Below are 17,768 nucleotides of genomic sequence, written 5' to 3' on the forward strand. Positions count from 1 at the left end.
TTAGTGTGTAGTCGAACGAATAACAGAGCTTTAATGTATGACCGAGAGTCGGTGTTTACAAGGTATTTGGTCTAGTCCGTGGATTTTTATCTTTGCAGCCAGTGGAGCGGCAATTGGATTAGGTAACGTCTGGAAGTTTCCTTATATGATGGCAGAAAACGGCGGCGCTGCGTTTCTGCTTGTTTACGGTTTGTGTTTGCTGTTCGTCGCTTTCCCGATTGTGGTTGCGGAGGTCGCGATTGGTCGCACGGTGCGCTCTAATCCGATTGATACGGTCAATGATTTAAGTGAGCGTAAGTTACTCCACCGAGGGTGGGTTTTAGTGCCTTGGCTTGCAGGCATCACAGGCATGTTGATTATGACATTTTACAGTGTCATTGCTAGTTGGGGCTTGGCGTACGTCGAGCGCGCCATTACTGGGCTTTTTGCGAACATCGGCCGGTTTGAGGCGGATGTTATGTATCAAGATCTTCTCGACTCGCCGGTCGAGATGTTGTTTTGGCATTCTATCTTTATGCTTCTTGTGGTGTTAACTGTCGGTCAGTCGGTGACACGTGGGCTTGCAACATTGGTGAAGATATTGCTCCCCGTGTTGATTGTTTTTCTTTCATTGTTGGCGGTATATGCGCTTTCAGTTGGAGAGTCTTCACAAGCACTAGAGTTTATGACCGTTTGGTCTTGGAGTGATTTTTCCTTCGATATGGTGCTGTCTGCGATCGGTCATGCGTTATTCAGTGTGGGCGTGGGGTTAGGTGCAATGTTCTCCTACGGCGCTTATATGAATAAACGGATGTCTATTTCACGAGCGTGTGCGATCGTGGTGGGAGTGGATCTTGTGGTTTCCTTGTTGGCGGCTGTGGTCATTTTTCCGTTAGCGTTTGAGTTTAATATCGATGTAGACTCTGGGCCGAGTTTGGCGTTTGTTACTTTGCCCATTGTTTTTGGCGCGTTGCCGGGCGGCCAAGTTATTGGTGCGTCATTTTTTGTATTGCTGACGATTGCAGCTTTGACCTCATCTATTGCGATGATGGAGCTGTTCGTCGCTTGGCTTCATGAAAAATTTTATATTGGTCGTTTAAAAGCGGCGACGGTGTTGGGGGCTTTTATTTGGCTCGCTGGTATCGCGATTCTTCTCTCTTTTAACCATTGGGATGCGAAACTGATCTTTGATAAGAATCTGTTTGAGTTAGTGGATTCGCTGACGTCTTTCGTTTTATTGCCTTTGGTCGCTTTGTTAATAGCCGTGATGGTTGGGTGGTTTGTCCCCGAACAAATGCTGCGAAAAGAGATGATCACTAAAGATCCAAAGAATTTTGATTGGTGGTACAACGTATTGAAGTTTGTCAGTATTCCGCTAATCGGTCTCATTACCGTGGCTGGATGGATAGGAGTATAATTTGAGTCGTATAGAGCGTTTCGCTCATGTTAATTACAGCCAGCAGCAGATGTTTGATTTGGTGAACGATATTAATCATTATCCTGCGTTTTTGCCTGGTTGTTTAAGTGCGAAGGTCTTATCGCAGAGTGAGGCCGATATTGTGGCGTCCTTAGAAGTGGGGAAAGGGCCTGTTAAGCAGGCTTTCACAACGAAGAATTTTTTAACGCATCCAAATGAAATAGAGATGACGTTGGTCAGCGGCCCATTTAAAAAGCTCCATGGGATATGGCAATTTCAGGCGTTAAGCGACACGACGTGTAAAATTTCATTGAGTATTGAGTTTGAATTAAGTGGAATGTTGAAGTTTGCATTTGGCGGTGTTTTTAGTCAGGTAGCGAATACGATGGTTGAAGCCTTCAGTCAAAGAGCAAAGGTTGTTTACGGTGAGTAAGATTCATGTAGAGGTGGCTTATGCGCTGCCTGAAAAGCAAAAGATAATTGCGTTAGACGTTGAAGAAGGATGTACGGTTAAAGAAGCTGTGATGAAATCGAATATTGATGCTTTTTTTCCGGGATTAGATTTAGAGAATGCGAAGGTTGGTATTTTTGGGAAGGCGGTACGTAAGCCGCAAGAGCAAGTATTAAAACCCGGTGAGCGTGTTGAGATTTACCGTGAATTGACGGTGGATCCAAAGCAGGCGAGAGCCAATCGAGCAGCGAAAACAGCAAAGTAGCGTTTAATTTAAAGGGCTCACTAAAGAACCCCTTAAGTTAACAAAATTAGTCTTGAACGATATCGATTAGCGCGCCATCTTTAAATTTAAGGGTTAGTTGGTTAATTGGACTGGTTTTATCCGCTGACGTTGCGTATTTTGATTTAAATAAGTAGTGCCACTCGTCAGGAGTAAACGTATCTCGAACCATGGGTGTGCCGAGAACGTAGATCACTTGGCGCTCCGTCATGCCGCGGGCGAGTTGTTCAACTTGCTCTTGCTTAATGATGTTGCCCTGCGTAACTGGAACCTTATAAGGTTCAGGTAACAAGCTGCAGGCATTGAGAGAAAAGAGAGCGGCAACTAATAATAGAGTTTTTTTCATTGGTATCATCCTAACTGTGATGTGCTAATGATAAAGTAATTATTAACGAGATCGAATAGAGAATTACTCATGAGTACAGAAAATCAAGAGCTTAAGAAAGTGGGTCTTAAAGTAACTTTGCCTCGCGTAAAGATTTTACAGATCCTTGAAAAAGCCGGTGACCACCATATGAGTGCGGATGACGTGTACCGTACTCTACTGGAACAAGGTGAAGATGTAGGTCTGGCGACCGTGTACCGAGTATTGACTCAGTTCGAAACGGCTGGTCTTGTTGTTCGTCATCACTTCGAAGCGGGCACGGCGGTATTTGAACTTGAAAAAGGCGATCATCACGATCATATGATCTGTTTAGAGACAGGCAAGGTTGTAGAGTTTGTTGATCCTATTATTGAGCAACGTCAAAAAGAAATTGCGGAAGAGCATGGTTTTGATATTGAAGACCATAACTTGGTAATTTACGTTCGTCCAAAAGCAAAATAAGCGATTTCGTCGTACTGTTTAAATAAAAAGGCGGCATTCCTATAGGAATACCGCCTTTTTTTATGCTTAATTTTTTTTACTAAAAGAAAAGTGTGTAGAAAGCTTACTGCTCTAGGAGCACTTTTCTCAAAAGCACTTCTCTAAAATGTATTTCTCTCACAAGTTCTGCTATAAAAAGCGCGGCTTAAGCAATATCGTAGTGTTCACGTTTGTGCTTGGTTATGGGGCTATTGTAAGTGAACATTGCCAAGCATTTCCCGTGCATGAGCGAGCGTTTGATCGGTGAGTTTAATGCCACCTAGTAGGCGTGCTATCTCTTGTGTTCTTTCTTCTTCTTTCAGTGTTTTGACCTTCGAGGAGGTATTTTTATCGGCGACCTGCTTGCTGACCTGAAAATGCTGATGGCCTTGTGCGGCGACTTGCGCTAAGTGAGTGACACAGAAAACTTGCCCTCGTGCTCCGACTGATCGAAGCATGCGACCAACAACCTCCGCGATGCCACCGCTAATACCAACATCGACTTCATCAAATACCAGAGTTGGAATGGTGGAGGTGTGAGCAGTAACAACTTGAATGCCTAAGCTAATACGCGAGAGTTCACCGCCTGAGGCAACTTTACGAAGTGCTTGCGCTGGTTGGCCTGGGTTTGAGGCGATCATGTATTCGATTTCTTCAAAGCCGTTTGCTGTGATTTGATCGAGCGGTTGGCAATCAATAAAGAACCCTGCGTGTGGCATGCCTAAACCGTGAATTTGCTCTTCTACTTTGATGGCAAGTTCGTCTTTGGTTTGAATGCGCTTTTCTGTGAGTAACGTTGCGCTGGCGGTTAGCTGTGCGTACGCTTGTTCTTCTTTAAATTTCAGGGATTCTAAGCTTTCTTCGCCGCCTTGCAGTGCTTTTAGCTCAGATTCGATGTTCTCTCGTAAAAGAAGCAACCCATTGGGTAATACTTTATGTTTACGCGCGGTATCGTAAATGGCGCTCAGTCGTTCTTCTACTTCTAATAGTCGCTGTGGATTTTGCTCAAGCGTTTCTTGGTAGTGTGTGAGGCTAGAGCTTGCTTCTTCGGCTTGAATAAGCGCGTCGTTCATCATTTCCAACGCATTTTCCAATTCTTTGGTTAACGGTTGGATGTTACTCGCACTTTGAATCGCGTTATGCAGCATGGAGCAGACATTGCCTTCATCGCTTTCTTTTAGCAGGCTGCTGGCCAAATAGGCTTGCTGCTGAGCTTCGGCGATGTTTGAGAGAAAGGCTTGTTCTTTTTCTAATGCTTCTATTTCTTGTTCTTTGAGATCCAGTTGCGAGAGTTCTTCTAGTTGGTAAGACAGCAGTTGAATCTTGGCTTCTTGCTCCGCACTGATGTTTATCTTCTGGCTAAGCTCGTCTTTTAAAGAGCGCCAAACTCCAAATTCGTTTCGTACGGTTTGCGCTAAGTCCGTCAATTGGCCGTATGCGTCGAGTTGCGCTCTTTGTATGGTTTTTTTCAATAGGGACTGGTGTTCATGTTGCCCATGAATGTCGACTAGGTAGCTGCTCACGTCTTTTAAATCGCTCAGTGTGCAGGGGCGACTGTTTATATAGGCTTTAGAGCGGCCTTCTTTTGTTATAACACGACGCAAGATACAGTCTTGATCTTGGTCTAGGTCGTGTTCTTCAAGCCAGTTTAAAACTTCTGGGTTTTGGCTAATATCGAAACTTGCGCTGATATCGGCTTTTTTTTCTCCATGTCTTACAACACTTGCGTCTGTTCTGCCTCCTAAGCAAAGTGATAAAGCATCGACCATGATGGATTTTCCAGCGCCTGTTTCGCCGGAAATGACCGTCATGCCTTTTTTAAGCTCTAACTCTAGTGAGTCGACAATAGCAAAGTTGGATATCGCAATACTGGTTAACATGGGATGCTCCAGAGTTATAAATAAAACATATGGTTATTTATACAGTATTTGTTCGTTTTTTGACAAGGGCAAGTTGAAAACTTTTATTCCCGTTAAGCTTCACAATAAACCGTATAAAAAAGCCGCAAATTTAATGAGGGTATGGTGTTGAAAGGTAATTTTGTGTCCCCATATACTTCGCACAGATGGTAATTACTTTCTGTTATTTGGAGTGAAAGAATGAGTGATCAGCAAAAAAAATCAAATCAAGAAGATGAATTGCAAACAGAAAATTTGCAACAAGAGGGCGTTCAGGTAGAAGAGTTACTTGAGCCAGAAGTTGAAGTTCTAGACGACGATGAGCTAACGAAAGCAAAAGAAGAAGCGTTGCAGTACAAAGAAGCGGCTCTTCGAGCACAAGCGGACGCTCAGAACGTTCGTCGCCGTGCCGAGCTTGATGTTGAAAAAGCGCATAAGTTTGCCCTTGAAAAATTTGCGAAAGACATTGTAAAAGTCGCAGATAACTTGGAGCGGGCATTGTCGTCAGCAGAAGAAGGTTCCGAAACCGATTCTGTTCGTGAAGGCGTCGAGTTAACCCTTAAAGATTTGATCGAAACACTTGCTCGTTTTGAAATTCAGCAAGTTGATCCTCATGGCGAACCATTCAACCCTGAATTGCATCAAGCTATGACAATGGTTCCGAATCCACAAATGGAACCTAATACGGTTATGGATGTAGTTCAAAAAGGTTACACGTTAAGTGGTCGCTTATTGCGCCCTGCAATGGTTGTTGTAAGCGCTGCGTCCTAATAAAAATGGGCGATAAAGTGATAAAGCCAAAAAACGCGTCAAAAAATTGACGGTTTAAGGTTGAAATGCTCGGAAGAGCACCCAAATACAGAATTAACAACGAAATAAAGAATTTTACTGGAGAGTATGACAATGGGTAAAATCATTGGTATTGACTTAGGTACAACGAACTCTTGTGTTGCTGTACTAGATGGCGAAAAATCACGTGTAATTGAAAATGCTGAGGGTGATCGCACCACTCCTTCTATTGTTGCTTTTACTGATGACGGCGAAACGTTAGTTGGTCAGTCTGCTAAGCGTCAAGCAGTGACAAACCCAACGAATACTCTGTTCGCAGTTAAGCGTTTGATCGGTCGCCGTTTTGAAGACAAAGTGGTTCAAAAAGACATCTCTATGGTGCCTTACAAAATCATCGCGGCTGATAACGGCGATGCTTGGGTAGAAGCAAAAGGCGACAAGAAAGCGCCGCCACAAGTTTCTGCTGAAGTTCTTAAGAAAATGAAGAAGACAGCGGAAGACTACTTGGGTGAAGCGGTAACTGAAGCTGTTATCACTGTTCCTGCTTACTTCAACGATTCTCAGCGTCAAGCAACAAAAGATGCGGGTAAAATCGCAGGTCTTGATGTTAAACGTATCATCAACGAGCCAACAGCGGCAGCACTTGCTTACGGTCTAGATAAAGCAACGGGTGATTCTACTGTTGCTGTATATGACCTTGGTGGTGGTACATTCGATATCTCTATCATCGAAATCGCTGATGTAGACGGTGAGAAGCAATTCGAAGTACTTTCTACAAACGGTGACACGTTCCTAGGTGGTGAAGACTTCGATATGCGTGTTATCGAATTTTTGGCTGCTGAATTTAAGAAAGACACTGGCATCGATCTTCACAACGATCCTCTTGCGCTACAACGTTTGAAAGAAGCGGGTGAAAAAGCGAAAGTTGAATTGTCTTCTTCTAGCCAAACTGAGGTGAACCTTCCTTACATCACAGCAGATGCAACTGGGCCTAAACACCTTAACGTTAAACTAACTCGTTCTAAGCTTGAATCTTTGGTTGAAGAGCTTGTTGTTCAATCTCTAGAGCCTTGCCGTCAAGCGCTTAAAGATGCTGACGTGGACCCTTCTGACATTGATGAAGTTATTCTTGTTGGTGGTCAGACTCGTATGCCTCTTGTACAAGAGAAAGTGTCTGAGTTCTTCGGTAAGGCACCTCGTAAAGACGTTAACCCTGACGAAGCTGTTGCAATGGGTGCTTCTATTCAAGGTGCGGTACTTGCGGGTGATGTAAAAGACGTTCTTCTTCTTGACGTAACGCCTCTTACTCTTGGTATCGAAACAATGGGTGGTGTAATGACTGCTCTGATCGAGAAGAACACAACGATTCCTACTAAGAAATCTCAAGTGTTCTCTACTGCAGAAGACAACCAAAATGCAGTAACTATTCACGTTCTTCAAGGTGAGCGTAAGCAAGCGGGTCAGAACAAATCTCTAGGTCGTTTTGATTTGGCTGATATTCCTCCATCACCTCGTGGTATTCCACAAATCGAAGTAAGCTTCGACATCGATGCGAACGGTATTTTGAGTGTATCTGCGAAAGATAAAGCGACAAACAAAGAGCAATCTATCGTAATTAAAGCCTCTTCTGGTCTAAGTGATGAAGAAGTTGAACAAATGGTACGTGACGCTGAAGCAAACGCTGAGGAAGATCGTAAGTTTGAAGAACTTGTTCAGGTTCGTAACACTGCCGACGGCATGATTCACGCAACACGTAAGACTTTGGATGAAGCGGGCGATAAAGCGACTGCTGAAGAAAAAGAAGCAATCGAAACGGCTATCAAAGATCTTGAAGCTGCGCTTGAGTCTAACGACAAAGAAGCAATTGAAGAGAAAACCAATGCGCTTACTCAAGCGTCTGGCTCTTTAGCTCAAAAAATGTACGAGCAAGCACAAGCTAACGAAGCGGCTGCTGGCGCGGGCGCAGAAGCGGGTGCAGAACAAGCTTCTCAGCCACAAGACGATGCAGTAGACGCAGAGTTTGAAGAAGTTAAAGACGACAAAAAATAAGCCTTAGTGGTGATTTTTAATCGTCGTCCATGAAGGACAAAGGCAAAACACGGATGTTCCGTGTTTTGCTGTCTTTAGGATTGGCTAAGGGAAGTGTAAATAAGTCTTCTAATCTGAGAGAAACATAGACGGTTTATTTATACCCTCTCTGCTCTCACTCGAAAGGTGCAGGAATCCTCGTAATGAGTAAACGTGATTATTATGAAGTGCTTGGTGTCAGCCGCGATGCTGATAAAAAAGCGATCAAAAAAGCGTATCGTTCGCTTGCTAACAAGTACCATCCAGATAAAAATCCAGACAATGAAGAAGCGCTGGAAAAGTTTAAAGAACTTGCAGAAGCTTATGAGATTCTCTCAACTGAAGAGAAGCGTGAAGCCTACGACCGATTTGGTCATGAAGGTGTAAACGGTCAGGCAGGCGCAGGTGGCTTCGGCGGTGCTGGTGCCGGCGGCTTTAGTGATATCTTCGGTGATGTTTTTGGCGATATTTTTGGTGGAGCGGGCGGAGGTGGCGGCCAACAAAGCCGTACTCGTCGTGGTTCAGATTTACGCTACACCCTAGAGCTTGATTTAGAGCAAGCTGTTTGGGGATGCGAAGAAAAAATTCGTATTCCAACATTAGTGGATTGTGAGAAGTGTGAAGGCAGCGGCGCGAAGGCAGGTACTAAACCTACGACGTGTCCTACCTGTAATGGCGCTGGACAAGTACGTATGTCTCAGGGCTTCTTCTCTGTTCAGCAAACGTGTCCTCAGTGTCATGGTCAAGGGCAGGTTATCTCTGATCCTTGTAATTCATGTCATGGTCAAGGCCGTAAGCAAGAATACAAAACGCTGAATGTTAAGATCCCAGCCGGTGTTGATACAGGTGATCGAATTCGTCTTTCTGGTGAAGGTGAAGCCGGAACGTTTGGTGGCCCTGCTGGAGACTTGTTCGTTCAGGTGTCTGTTAAGCCTCATGCAATATTTGAGCGTGATGGTTCAAACTTGTATTGCGAAGTCCCTATCAGTTTTACCACGGCAGCATTAGGCGGTGAAATTGATGTGCCGACGTTAGATGGTCGTGTTCGCTTGAAGGTAACGGCAGAGTGTCAAACGGGTAAATTATTCCGATTGCGCAACAAGGGTGTGAAGCCTGTTCGTGGCGGCCCAGTTGGTGATTTGATTTGTAAGGTCGTTGTTGAAACGCCAGTTAACCTGACTGACCGTCAAAAAGAACTGCTGCAAGAATTGTCTGATTCAATGGGAGAAGAAAGTGATCATTCTCCGAAGCAGAAAACATGGTTTGATGGCGTGAAGAAGTTTTTTGACGAGATCAAGAAGTAGCTTTTCGGTCTAATGGCCTTTTTCCCTAACCCCATGTTATGAATGTATGGGGTTAGGGAGACGTTTAAATTTAGCTTTTTGCGCTTTTCTTATCCAAAACTGCTTCAATATAGTTTTGTAAGAGGTTTGCCGCATTAGTAAAGCTGTTGTTGTTAGGGATAACTAAATCGGCTTTGCTGCGAATTTCTAACGTTTTTAGCGATGCTTGACGGACGTGTCGCATGTAACGACTTGTAACTTCGTTTACATTTCTTCCCCGTTCCGCGATGTCTCTTTTTAAACGACGAACAATGGCGATGTCCATATCCGTGTCAACAAACAGCAGATAATCTACAGCGTCTCGAATTGCGGCATCTTGAAACATCATATGCCCTTCGATTAAAACAACATGAGTCGGCTCAAGATTACGATAGCCTATGCGTTTATGTTGGGAGTGATCATAAACTGGAATTTCGTTAGGTTGTTGACGGTTCTTACAATTATGGATCGCAAGCTTAATGCTTTCGACGTCCAAAGAGCTTAAATCATCAAAGTTGTATACATCTGGGTCGATGCTACCGCACCCATTGTAGAAGCTGTCTTGACAGAGAACGGTAATGCGTTCCTCTTGTCCTTCAGCCAAAAGAGAGCATAAACGGCTTTTGCCGCTACCCGAAATACCTGTTACGCCAATTACAAGCGCCATGAAATACCTCAACAAATAGAATACAGAACATAACCTTTATAGGTTGTATACTATATCAAATTATTGCTTTTTTTTCTTTCTGACTTTTTGGTCAATTTAGATCTTTCTATTTTCTGAATTAGCCTTATCCTTTAAAGGCTATTTATTTCATCTGGACATTTGAAATGCGTTTTAATTCTTTTTTGTACTGCTCTCTATTTTTGACAGGAGCGTTGGTATCCACCTCTTCATATGCTACGGCTGCAGAGACTCAATCAAGTGAAGTTGATTCTGAGCTTGCAGCGCCATCATTGCAAACCAAAGCTGAGTTGTTTGGGTTGGAAGTTAATAATTTGAGTCAGGCTGATTTTGAAGTTCATTTACAGAAAATGGGGCTTCAGCCATATCCTTCTTACCGAGACGGGGTAGCCACATATAGCTTAGGGCCAGAAGGTATTCTCGGTATTCGTGAGCTTACAGTGCTTTTTAATCAATATAAATTCATTAAGAAGGCGACATTATCAGGTGTGGTAGAAAGTCCTAAAAAACGGGCATCATTGGGTAAGCTGCTGGAAAAGAAATACGGACCACCAAGTGTAGGCTTTGTCCGTGATGGCTACGGTCGAGCAAAATGGTTCTTTAATGACGGGACCGTGATTGTACTGCGCAATACAACCTTCGATGTGTCGGTGAGTTATGTTGATGAAGTGCCAAAAATTCAATCTGAATCTGGCAAGATTGATGTAGAATCTCTACTCAGAAAGCAGTAATCAACTTTTATCCGGTCTTTGCAAATGGATATGCTATTTGAATTAAACACCTCTGCGGCTCGATTTATGCAGCCGCATCTAAACGACATCGCTTTGGCATTTGTCGCTACCTGTTTGGTAATCTACGGTGATCGTATAAACCGCACTGTAAAAAGGGCGGTTTCCTCTTGGGTCTTCCTCGCCAGAATATCAGCATTCATTCTCATGTGTACCTTTGGTTATGGGTTGCTCACTCTTTGGGTTCAGCCTTTAGTGCTATGGGGGTTAACGCACATCAATGTAACCTATCGGCCTTTAACAATTGTCATAAGTTTTGTGATTTTGGGTGTTTTAGCCGAAAGAAAACGATATTTGTAAAAAAAATCATGAAATTTTTTACCCTATCTTGTTTGTTAGTTACGGAATAATTGCAAAATAGACTCGTCTTCCGCGCTATATCATTTTCTTATGTTGTAAATTTTCAACAAGCTCACTTTTATTTTGTTCTTTTCATAAAATATCTCTCTAAATGGCGGATTTTTAACGAATTTTGTTGTCTTGTTACAATTTGTCTTTCTCAAATTTGAAATATAAACTGCATCCCATATCGCATCTATTAGTCTGTTTTCGGGGGCAGGAAATGACAGATACTTGGTTACAAACTCTTTCTCAGGTGGAATCTTTAATTCCATTGTTGGGTAAACTTGGTCGTGAACAATCTCTTAAAGTACAGTTGGCAGGTCAGACTCTTATGTCGGATTCTGTAACTGGATTGATGGAACTGTTTGATCGTTATCCAGGTGTTGATTTGGGGCGCGTAAAACAAGTTTTGACTGACGCTCAAGAAAGCGGCATGGGCAATGGTATTTTGGAACTTGAAGACGCGCTAGCAGATGCGCAGATTTCTGAAGGTCTTCTTTCTGCAACGGGCGAAGAAACGCCGGTTGTTTTGTACGGGTTCGGACGTATCGGTCGTCTACTAGCACGCCGTATTTGTGCTGTTGGTCATACTACTCCTGGAATGAAGCTGGCGGCTATCGTCGTTCGCCGCGCGGGAGATAAAGATCTCGAAAAGCGCGCAAGCTTGCTTAAGTATGATTCTGTTCACGGTACATACGAAGGCGTTGTAAAAGCAGATAAAGAAAACGATGTTCTTCTTATTAACGGCAACCCTGTGAAAGTGATTTACGCATCAGATCCTGCTGAAGTCGATTATGCGGCATCAGGCATTGAAGGTGCTTTGCTAGTGGATAACACAGGTCGCTGGCGCGATCATGATGGTCTAAGTGTTCACCTTTCTCGTCCAGGAATTGAGCGTGTTGTATTGACCGCACCTGGCAAGCAAATGAAGAACGTTGTATACGGTGTGAATGACGTTGATGTTGATGCTGAGGATCGAATTGTATCTGCTGCATCTTGTACGACCAACGCTATTACGCCAATTTTATCTGTCTTGGAAGATAAGTTCGGCATTGAATCGGGTCATGTTGAAACGGTTCATGCTTATACAAACGATCAAAACCTGATTGATAATGTTCACAAAGGTGATCGTCGTGGACGTGCCGCAGGCATGAACATGGTTATGACTGAAACTGGCGCTGCAAAAGCGGTTTCTAAGGCCATCCCTTCTTTAGAGGGTAAGTTAAGCGGCAGCGCTATTCGCGTTCCAGTAATTAACGTCTCTATTGCTGTATTAAGTTTAAATTTGAAAGCAGAAACGTCTGTAGAAGAGATTAACGCTCTTCTTCAGCAAGCTTCTGAAAGCGCAGCGTTAGCTGGCCAGATTGGTTTCAGTGACGCAGCGGATGCAGTGAGTTCTGATTTTATCGGCTGTGAACAAGCTGGTATTTTGGATTCGCTGTCTACTAAGGTTCGCGGTAATCAAGCTACGCTATATGTTTGGTACGACAATGAATATGGCTACAGCTGCCAAGTTGTTCGTCTAATGGAGAAACTTGCTCAAGCAGTCTCTTTAGAGGATCAGGTAGCGGAAGAGCAAGCAGCTTGACCGGAGCACAGTTAAGTAAAATTGGTGATGTGGCTTTTACAGTCTAGTCATCGATCTTCTTAAGCATGTGTGTTACTTAGGCGACCTTTTGGTCGCCTTTTTTTATTCTGTACGAATAGAAAATAAGAATAAAAATTAGAGCTGCTGACTGAGCAGTTTTAGTGAAATCGCTAAGCACATAAAGATGACCATTGGGCGAATGATTGATGCGCCTTTGCTAATTACCATGCGTGAGCCAACCTGCGCGCCTAGCCATTGACCTAGTGCCATAACACACCCAAGCCCCCAAACGATATGCCCTGTAAAGGAGAACATCACCAGAGACGACACATTACTGGTTGCGTTGAGGATCTTGGTATGAGCGGTCGCTGAAACAATAGAAAGCCCCATAAAGCACAAATAGGCGGTTGAGAAGAAAGCGCCTGTTCCCGGTCCAATAAGACCGTCATAAAAACCAATTCCGGTACCAATAATAAGTGCAAATTGAAGGTGACTTAATGTCACTTTGGATGAAATGACGGGCTGAAGCTTAGGCAGCCAATAAAAAAACGCAGCGACTGCAATTAGAATAATAGGTATCGCTTTAATCAATGCGTTACTGTCCAAATAGGAAACAAGTAACGTTCCAGTAATGCTCCCCAAGGCCGTCATTAATATCGCGAACCACATTGTATTTAGCTGAACCTGACGTGTTCTTACAAAATGATACGATGCTGATAGTGTACCAGCGCATCCTTGGAGCTTATTTGTTGCGAGTGCTTCGGCTGGCGAAAGCCCAGCGGCAAGTAAGACAGGAAGGGTGATCAGCCCTCCGCCTCCGGCGATGGTATCGATCACTCCGGCAAAAAAAGCTGTAATAAAAAGACCGAAATACAGCCAAACAGAAAACTCCCCTAATAGCCCTTCCATGACACTCCTTTTGTGACAATATTCATAATTGGGCTATATTTTATCAGGCTTTTTAGAGAAGTAGCGCTAGGCGTATTTCTAAATGTTTATCATCCTGTGGCTGTGGGCGCTATGTTGATGTTTCTTCTGATTGATATGAAGACGGTTGCGAATGCGATAGATCGTTGGATTCAATAAAGTGTTGTTGAATATACTGATCAACAAATTGTTTGAGAGACTCTTTTTGTTCTTGGTTGAACTCAAGCCCCAGTTTACTCCTGCGCCAAAGAACATCATCGGCGGATCTAGCCCATTCAGATTCCATTAGATAGCGTACTTCTGCTTCATACAGGCCGGCTCCGAACAGCGTCCCTAAGTCGGAAGTATCACCGATATTTTTCAACATGGTATGCGTTAGTGTGCCGTAGGAGGCAACAAAACGTTTGGCCATATGAGCGGTTAAGAAGGGATACTTTTGCTGTAAGGATACGGCATAGGAGTCATGTCCTTGAGTGAAGTCTCCTCCGGGTAAGGGTTTACTGTCTGTCCAAGCATCTCCCATTTTGCTTAAGTAGGGCGCTAGGTCTTTCATTGCTGACAGTGCTAGTTGGCGATAAGTGGTGATTTTTCCACCAAAGACACTCAATAGAGGGGCTTTTCCGGATTCGTCTTCAGTATACAAGGTGTAGTCACGAGTTACCGCCGAAGGGTCATCCGATTCGTCTTGGAGCAGTGGACGTACACCCGAATATGTCCAAACAATTTCGTCACGTGAGAGCGGTTGTTTGAAGTGTTGATTGGCAACATTGAGGATGTAGTGAATTTCCTCTTCTGAAATGGAAACGTCTTTAGGGTCGCCTTTATATTCAACGTCTGTTGTTCCGATGAGTGTGTAGTTTTCTCTATATGGGATGGCAAATACAATGCGCTTGTCGGCATTTTGCATGATGAATGCATTGGTTTGGCTGTAAAGGCGTGGTACAACGATATGGCTGCCCTTTATCATTCGTATTCCGTACGGAGCTTTACGCTGTACTTTGGATTCAATAAATGAAGAAACCCAAGGTCCTGCTGCATTGACCAACGCATCTGCAGTGACGGTTCGTACTTCACCGTTTAGTTGATTTTTTAGCTCGATATGCCACGTACCATTTTTTCGATAGGCATTGCTACACTCTGTTCTTACGTTAATTTGTGCGCCATTTTGTTGTGCGCTCAGAGCGTTAATCACGACGAGACGAGCATCGTCTACCCAGCAATCTGAATATTCAAAGCCTTGTTTGATGGAAGGTTTTAGTGGACTAGAGCGATCATACTTTAGCCCTTTTGATCCCGCTAGTTGCTCACGCTTCCCTAAATGATCATATAAAAACAAGCCGAGACGAATAAGCCAAGCAGGTCTTAAGTGAGGCTGGTGCGGCATTTGAAATCGCATGGGTGTGACTAAGTGCGGTGCCGTTTTGAGTAATACTTCGCGCTCGCTCAGTGCTTCTCGTACTAATCGGAATTCATAGTGCTCAAGGTAGCGTAGCCCTCCATGAATCAATTTGCTGCTGGCTGATGACGTGGCGCTGGCAAGGTCACGCATTTCACATAATCCAACGGTCAGTCCTCGGCCAGCTGCATCCGCAGCAATGCCTGTACCGTTGATGCCACCACCAATAACAAAGAGATCAAAATGTGTTTTTTGCATGATTTGCCTCGGCATCGAGCCATTAAACGAAACTAAACGAATGTGATTTTATTCGAAAACGAACATTTTATAATGATGTTATTCCTTTGTGGTCTTTTTAGCAATATAGATTTGAATGAAAAATGATCGATTTGTATTGGTTGAGATGACTAGTAGGTGATGTCGACTTTTGCAATAGCGTTGGGAGCGTGGTTTACAGTATTTGTAATTAATACGTCGTTTGAGGCTTGGCTAAGTAGGGGTCTTAATGACAGATTTCCAATTCTACTTTGTGCTCTTTCATTAATGAAAGAGTTTGCTTTGGCGGTTCAATATCCGTAAAAAGTTTATCTACTTGGCCTAGATGACCTAAGCGTACTACGGCATGACGGCCAAATTTTGCGTTGTCTGCCGCCAGAAATACATTGCGTGAATTTGCAATGATTGTTTGAGCCACGCGCACTTCTTGATAATCGAAATCCAATAGGGAGCCGTCGGCTTGGTCAATTGCGCTGATCCCGATGATGCCAAAATCAACACGAAATTGATTAATGAAGTCTATTGTGGCTTCACCCATTACCCCACCGTCGCGAGAACGTACCGTGCCTCCGGCGATAATGACGGTAAAATCAGGCTTAACGCTTAGGATTGCAGCGACATTCAAATTATTGGTAATCACTTGAAGGCCTTCATGATTTAAAAGTGCTTTTGCAACGGCTTCTGTTGTGGTTCCTATGTTGATGAATAACGAGGCGTTATTAGGGATTTCTGACGCGAGTTGAGCTGCAATCCTGCGTTTTGCGTCTTGTTGAAGTGCTTGCCTTGTCGAGTAGGCGACGTTGGTGGTACTGGAATCATAACTGGCACCGCCATGGTGTCGTCTGATTTGATGTGAATCGACCAGCGTGTTGATATCTCGACGGATTGTTTGCGGTGTGACGGAAAATGCTTGAGCTAATTCGTCGACGGAAAGATAGCCTTTCTCTTTTACGAGTTTCACTATGCGGTCTTGGCGAGTCATTTGGCTCATATTCAGAATACCCTCAATTTTCTAAAAAGCTTGCTAATCCAATTAAAAGTATATTTTAATGACACTATGTTCGAATTCGAACATAGTGTTGGATTTATATAAGCCCATAAGAATAACATACTCAGCCACTTTCTTAGTGACTTGGCAGGCGTAAAGCCGATTATTAATAAAAAGAGAATATCGTCATGACAGACTACCTTCTTGCTATCGATCAGGGAACGACAAGTAGCCGAGCTATTTTGTTTAATCGTCTAGGAGAGTTAATAGAGCAAGCTCAACAGGAGTTTCCTCAACACTTTCCTAATGATGGTTGGGTAGAGCATGACCCAAATGATATTTGGACGTCGACATTGTCAGTGTGTCAGGCGGTACTGGAGAAAGCCAATATATCAGCCTCTCAGATTGCCTCTATTGGTATTACCAATCAACGTGAGACAACGCTGGTATGGAATATAGAAACGGGCGAACCTGTTTACAATGCAATTGTCTGGCAAGATAGAAGAACGGCGGAGTATTGTCAGGAGTTAGTGAATAAGGGCTTTTCTAACACGGTACATGAAAAAACGGGCTTGTTGATAGACTCTTATTTCTCCGCAACCAAAATTCGTTGGGTGCTCGAACAATCTCCTCAAGCGAAAGCTCTGTTGAAGGAAGGAAAGCTGGCGTTTGGAACGGTTGATAGCTACCTGATTTGGAAATTGACCGATGGAAAAACGCACAAGACCGACGCAACAAACGCAGCTCGTACTATGGTCTTTAATATACACGACCAGTGTTGGGATCAAGAGTTGGTTCAATTATTTGAACTTGAGGGTGTTATCTTTCCGGAAGTGATGGATTCAAGTGATGATTTTGGCGTTGTTAGTGAGAAGTGGCTCGGTGCACCTGTTCCTATAAATGGGGTGGCAGGAGACCAGCAAGCCGCTCTGATCGGTCAGGCTTGTTTTAAACCCGGTATGGTAAAAAGCACGTATGGGACAGGTTGTTTTTTGATTTTGAATACGGGAGCACAGCCTCTTACTTCCAATCATAAACTTTTAACCACGGTCGGTTATCGTCTCAACGGTCAAGTTAGCTATGCACTGGAAGGCAGTATTTTTGTTGCAGGCGCAACCATGCAATGGTTACGGGACGGTTTAAAGCTGTTTGAGGATGCTTCGCAAACTAAGAGCTTAGCTGAACAGGCTCGGTACGACAGTGTTTACCTTGTTCCTGCTTTTACTGGGTTAGGCGCCCCTTACTGGGATGCAGACGCGAGAGGAGCCATTGTGGGTTTAACGAGAGATACGGGAATTTCCGATATCGTTAGCGCCGGACTGCGTTCGGTCTGTTATCAAACGAAAGATTTGGTTGATGCCATGGCAAAAGATGGTGCTGACTTTAATTCACTTCGTATCGATGGTGGTATGGCGGTCAATGATTATATGGCACAATTTTTAAGCGATATATTAGAAATTTCGGTAGAACGTCCTAAAATTACAGAGACGACGGCTTTAGGGGTTGCATACCTAGCAGCATTACGCCTAGGATGGTTTAACTCTCTAGATGAAATTACAGATCTATGGCTGGCGGATCGGGCATTTACACCTTCTATGTCGCCAGAAAAAAGTCAAACCTTGTATCATGGTTGGCTTGAATCAGTTGAAAGAATACGGACAAATAGTTAGCGGCCAACTCAGGAAGCAGTAATAGTTTTCTATAATCTTTTCTTATACCTATGTGGAC

Annotated in this window: 17 protein-coding genes; 11 read left to right on the forward strand and 6 right to left on the reverse strand. The window is 43.7% G+C overall.

What is annotated here, in order from left to right; translation table 11 throughout:
• The first annotated feature begins 37 nt into the window (after nucleotides 1–37).
• The 3 genes from DFP79_RS16170 to DFP79_RS16180 are packed head-to-tail and all read left to right on the forward strand — an operon-like array spanning nucleotide 38 to nucleotide 2,112.
• On the forward strand, nucleotides 38–1,396 hold the full coding sequence (locus tag DFP79_RS16170) for a sodium-dependent transporter (protein WP_133504983.1): 1,359 nt from the start codon (nucleotides 38–40) through the stop codon (nucleotides 1,394–1,396).
• A 1-nt stretch (nucleotide 1,397) separates the two neighbouring features.
• Entirely contained in the window at nucleotides 1,398–1,829 is a 432-nt protein-coding gene (locus DFP79_RS16175) for a type II toxin-antitoxin system RatA family toxin (protein ID WP_133504984.1), read from the forward strand.
• Entirely contained in the window at nucleotides 1,822–2,112 is a 291-nt protein-coding gene (locus tag DFP79_RS16180; protein WP_133504985.1) for an RnfH family protein, read from the forward strand. Before DFP79_RS16175 ends, DFP79_RS16180 begins: the two co-directional genes overlap by 8 nt.
• A 46-nt stretch (nucleotides 2,113–2,158) precedes the next feature.
• Here the strand turns inward: DFP79_RS16180 and DFP79_RS16185 are convergent, their stop codons facing one another.
• Complete coding sequence (locus tag DFP79_RS16185; protein WP_133504986.1) at nucleotides 2,159–2,476, reverse strand: outer membrane protein assembly factor BamE; 318 nt, start codon at nucleotides 2,474–2,476, stop codon at nucleotides 2,159–2,161.
• A gap of 69 nt (nucleotides 2,477–2,545) precedes the next feature.
• Between DFP79_RS16185 and fur the strand changes: the two genes are divergently transcribed.
• Nucleotides 2,546–2,956, forward strand: coding sequence for a ferric iron uptake transcriptional regulator (fur, locus tag DFP79_RS16190; RefSeq protein WP_133504987.1), 411 nt, complete (start codon nucleotides 2,546–2,548; stop codon nucleotides 2,954–2,956).
• Between the two features lie 227 nt (nucleotides 2,957–3,183).
• Here the strand turns inward: fur and recN are convergent, their stop codons facing one another.
• A complete protein-coding gene (gene recN, locus DFP79_RS16195; RefSeq protein ID WP_133504988.1) occupies nucleotides 3,184–4,854 on the reverse strand; it encodes a DNA repair protein RecN in 1,671 nt (556 codons plus the stop codon).
• A 219-nt stretch (nucleotides 4,855–5,073) separates the two neighbouring features.
• On the opposite strand from recN, the gene grpE reads away from it, so the two are divergent.
• The 3 genes from grpE (at nucleotide 5,074) to dnaJ (ending at nucleotide 9,032) form a co-directional block, all read left to right on the forward strand.
• Nucleotides 5,074–5,643, forward strand: coding sequence for a nucleotide exchange factor GrpE (grpE, locus tag DFP79_RS16200; RefSeq protein ID WP_133504989.1), 570 nt, complete (start codon nucleotides 5,074–5,076; stop codon nucleotides 5,641–5,643).
• Between the two features lie 132 nt (nucleotides 5,644–5,775).
• Nucleotides 5,776–7,710, forward strand: coding sequence for a molecular chaperone DnaK (dnaK, locus tag DFP79_RS16205; RefSeq protein WP_133504990.1), 1,935 nt, complete (start codon nucleotides 5,776–5,778; stop codon nucleotides 7,708–7,710).
• 182 nt (nucleotides 7,711–7,892) lie between these two features.
• Nucleotides 7,893–9,032, forward strand: a complete 1,140-nt coding sequence (gene dnaJ, locus DFP79_RS16210; RefSeq protein ID WP_133504991.1) for a molecular chaperone DnaJ — start codon at nucleotides 7,893–7,895, stop codon at nucleotides 9,030–9,032.
• A gap of 70 nt (nucleotides 9,033–9,102) precedes the next feature.
• Here dnaJ and DFP79_RS16215 read toward each other — a convergent pair whose 3' ends face one another.
• Entirely contained in the window at nucleotides 9,103–9,717 is a 615-nt protein-coding gene (locus tag DFP79_RS16215; RefSeq protein WP_133504992.1) for a uridine kinase family protein, read from the reverse strand.
• 164 nt (nucleotides 9,718–9,881) lie between these two features.
• On the opposite strand from DFP79_RS16215, the gene DFP79_RS16220 reads away from it, so the two are divergent.
• From DFP79_RS16220 to DFP79_RS16230, 3 genes are all read left to right on the forward strand, one after another.
• On the forward strand, nucleotides 9,882–10,466 hold the full coding sequence (locus tag DFP79_RS16220) for a uridine kinase (RefSeq protein ID WP_133504993.1): 585 nt from the start codon (nucleotides 9,882–9,884) through the stop codon (nucleotides 10,464–10,466).
• A gap of 24 nt (nucleotides 10,467–10,490) precedes the next feature.
• Nucleotides 10,491–10,823, forward strand: coding sequence for a DUF3392 domain-containing protein (locus tag DFP79_RS16225; RefSeq protein WP_133504994.1), 333 nt, complete (start codon nucleotides 10,491–10,493; stop codon nucleotides 10,821–10,823).
• Between the two features lie 262 nt (nucleotides 10,824–11,085).
• On the forward strand, nucleotides 11,086–12,453 hold the full coding sequence (locus tag DFP79_RS16230; RefSeq protein ID WP_133504995.1) for a glyceraldehyde-3-phosphate dehydrogenase: 1,368 nt from the start codon (nucleotides 11,086–11,088) through the stop codon (nucleotides 12,451–12,453).
• Between the two features lie 135 nt (nucleotides 12,454–12,588).
• Here DFP79_RS16230 and DFP79_RS16235 read toward each other — a convergent pair whose 3' ends face one another.
• The 3 genes from DFP79_RS16235 to DFP79_RS16245 all read right to left on the reverse strand — a co-directional run bounded on the left by DFP79_RS16235 (nucleotide 12,589) and on the right by DFP79_RS16245 (nucleotide 16,043).
• A complete protein-coding gene (locus DFP79_RS16235; protein ID WP_133504996.1) occupies nucleotides 12,589–13,362 on the reverse strand; it encodes a TSUP family transporter in 774 nt (257 codons plus the stop codon).
• A gap of 109 nt (nucleotides 13,363–13,471) precedes the next feature.
• A complete protein-coding gene (glpD, locus tag DFP79_RS16240) occupies nucleotides 13,472–15,034 on the reverse strand; it encodes a glycerol-3-phosphate dehydrogenase (RefSeq protein ID WP_133504997.1) in 1,563 nt (520 codons plus the stop codon).
• Between the two features lie 244 nt (nucleotides 15,035–15,278).
• Nucleotides 15,279–16,043, reverse strand: coding sequence for a DeoR/GlpR family transcriptional regulator (locus tag DFP79_RS16245; protein ID WP_133504998.1), 765 nt, complete (start codon nucleotides 16,041–16,043; stop codon nucleotides 15,279–15,281).
• Between the two features lie 185 nt (nucleotides 16,044–16,228).
• Between DFP79_RS16245 and glpK the strand changes: the two genes are divergently transcribed.
• Nucleotides 16,229–17,710, forward strand: coding sequence for a glycerol kinase GlpK (gene glpK, locus DFP79_RS16250; RefSeq protein WP_133504999.1), 1,482 nt, complete (start codon nucleotides 16,229–16,231; stop codon nucleotides 17,708–17,710).
• Nucleotides 17,711–17,768: the final 58 nt, after the last annotated feature.

It is taken from the genome of Marinomonas balearica (genome assembly GCF_004362145.1).
GTDB classification, from domain to species: Bacteria; Pseudomonadota; Gammaproteobacteria; order Pseudomonadales; family Marinomonadaceae; genus Marinomonas; species Marinomonas balearica.

What these genes read in the sequence shown, in the direction of transcription:
- DFP79_RS16170 (WP_133504983.1), top strand. Translation starts at nt 38, where the DNA reads ATGACCGAGAGTCGGTGTTTACAAGGTATTTGGTCTAGTCCGTGGATT.
- DFP79_RS16185 (WP_133504986.1), bottom strand. Translation starts at nt 2,476, where the DNA reads ATGAAAAAAACTCTATTATTAGTTGCCGCTCTCTTTTCTCTCAATGCC.
- fur (WP_133504987.1), top strand. Translation starts at nt 2,546, where the DNA reads ATGAGTACAGAAAATCAAGAGCTTAAGAAAGTGGGTCTTAAAGTAACT.
- recN (WP_133504988.1), bottom strand. Translation starts at nt 4,854, where the DNA reads ATGTTAACCAGTATTGCGATATCCAACTTTGCTATTGTCGACTCACTA.
- grpE (WP_133504989.1), top strand. Translation starts at nt 5,074, where the DNA reads ATGAGTGATCAGCAAAAAAAATCAAATCAAGAAGATGAATTGCAAACA.
- dnaK (WP_133504990.1), top strand. Translation starts at nt 5,776, where the DNA reads ATGGGTAAAATCATTGGTATTGACTTAGGTACAACGAACTCTTGTGTT.
- dnaJ (WP_133504991.1), top strand. Translation starts at nt 7,893, where the DNA reads ATGAGTAAACGTGATTATTATGAAGTGCTTGGTGTCAGCCGCGATGCT.
- DFP79_RS16215 (WP_133504992.1), bottom strand. Translation starts at nt 9,717, where the DNA reads ATGGCGCTTGTAATTGGCGTAACAGGTATTTCGGGTAGCGGCAAAAGC.
- DFP79_RS16220 (WP_133504993.1), top strand. Translation starts at nt 9,882, where the DNA reads ATGCGTTTTAATTCTTTTTTGTACTGCTCTCTATTTTTGACAGGAGCG.
- DFP79_RS16225 (WP_133504994.1), top strand. Translation starts at nt 10,491, where the DNA reads ATGGATATGCTATTTGAATTAAACACCTCTGCGGCTCGATTTATGCAG.
- DFP79_RS16230 (WP_133504995.1), top strand. Translation starts at nt 11,086, where the DNA reads ATGACAGATACTTGGTTACAAACTCTTTCTCAGGTGGAATCTTTAATT.
- DFP79_RS16235 (WP_133504996.1), bottom strand. Translation starts at nt 13,362, where the DNA reads ATGGAAGGGCTATTAGGGGAGTTTTCTGTTTGGCTGTATTTCGGTCTT.
- glpD (WP_133504997.1), bottom strand. Translation starts at nt 15,034, where the DNA reads ATGCAAAAAACACATTTTGATCTCTTTGTTATTGGTGGTGGCATCAAC.
- DFP79_RS16245 (WP_133504998.1), bottom strand. Translation starts at nt 16,043, where the DNA reads ATGAGCCAAATGACTCGCCAAGACCGCATAGTGAAACTCGTAAAAGAG.
- glpK (WP_133504999.1), top strand. Translation starts at nt 16,229, where the DNA reads ATGACAGACTACCTTCTTGCTATCGATCAGGGAACGACAAGTAGCCGA.